The sequence below is a fragment of the Microbacterium halophytorum genome (assembly GCF_002970975.1).
Classification (GTDB): domain Bacteria; phylum Actinomycetota; class Actinomycetes; order Actinomycetales; family Microbacteriaceae; genus Microbacterium; species Microbacterium halophytorum.
This window is the reverse complement of the sequence record NZ_PNFA01000022.1, coordinates 1-1,309: the sequence shown is the minus strand read 5'-3', so window position 1 is coordinate 1,309 and position 1,309 is coordinate 1. Positions and strand designations below refer to the sequence as shown.

General features: G+C 64.3%; 1 protein-coding gene. It reads right to left on the bottom strand.

The features are described from left to right. Nucleotides 1-28: 28 nt before the first annotated feature. A protein-coding gene (locus tag C0010_RS14825) for an IS3 family transposase (protein WP_408631086.1) occupies nucleotides 29-1,260 on the bottom strand; the annotation gives its coding sequence in 2 pieces (ribosomal slippage) (nucleotides 29-972 and nucleotides 972-1,260; 1,233 coding nt in all). Nucleotides 1,261-1,309 lie beyond the last annotated feature (49 nt).

Here is a 1,309-nt window from a genome sequence, read left to right as displayed (position 1 = left end):
TGAACCGCCCTGGGTTCTGTTCCGATGTCTATGTGAGCGCCAGTGCGGCGTCACGGGTTTGATAGTAGGCGGTCTCGATCTCGGTCGGGGTGGCGTAGTCGAGCGCTTCGTGAAGGCGGCGATTGTTCCACCAGTCGACCCAGTTCATCGTCTGAAACTCGACCTCGGTGACCGAAGGCCAAGCGGGCCGGGCATGGATCAGCTCGGCTTTGTAGAGGCCGTTGACGGTCTCGGCGAGGGCATTATCGTAACTGTCGCCGACGGTTCCAACTGAACCGGTGATGCCGGCCTGGGCGAGGCGCTCGGAGTAGCGGATGGAAACGTATTGAGCTCCGCGATCCGAGTGATGCACCAGCTCGTCGAGCGCGTCGCCCTTCGTGGAGAGGAGCGCGTGCTCGAGAGCCTCGAGCGGGAGATCCTCGGTGCGCATCGTCGCTCGGGTCGCCCAGCCGACGATCCTGCGGGAGAACACGTCGGTCACGAACGCCGTATAGCAGAACCCGCAGCTGGTTCGGACATAGGTGATGTCGGCCACCCAGAGGCGGTTCGGGGACTCCGCCCGGAAGCACCGCTCGACAAGATCCGGCCGCTCATCCGGCACGGCCGCTGGTGACGTGGTGCGCGGTCTACGCCCCCGGATCACGCCTTCCAGTCCCGCGATTCGCATGAGTCTGGCGACCTGATCGCGACCGATCTGCCAACCCTCCCGCAGCATCACCCGCCAGACCTTCCGAGCCCCGTAGACGCCGTAGTTATCGGCATGGATCCGCTCGATCACGGGTAACAGCTCCGCGTCGCGGAGCTGGCGGTCGCTTGCGGGACGGGCCTTCGCTGCCCGGTATCCGCGGGACGTGAGGAACCCACCTTCTGTCGCAGCGAGCGTGCGACAGATGAGCTCGACCCCGAACTGGTCGCGATACAAGTCGATATACGCGATCATCTCGGCGTGGGCCGGTCGAGCTCCGCGGCGAAAAACGCCGACGCGGTCTTCAGGATCTCGTTCGCGCGCCGCAGCTCCGCGTTCTCGCGCTTGAGGCGTTTGATCTCAGCCTGCGCGTCGGTACTGGCTCCGGGTCGTTTACCGGCATCGATATCGGCCTGTTCGACCCAGCGGCGCAGTCCCTCGATCGACACGTTCAGCTTCGGCGCGGTCTCCTTGATCACCTGATACCGCGACAGGCCCTCCTCGTCGGCCTCGAGCCGGTCCTGCACCATGCGCACGGCACGATCCTTGAACGCTTGCGGATACTTCGAAGGCATATCCCAATCCTCTCGAAAACGGATCGGAACGAAACCCAGGACGGTTCAG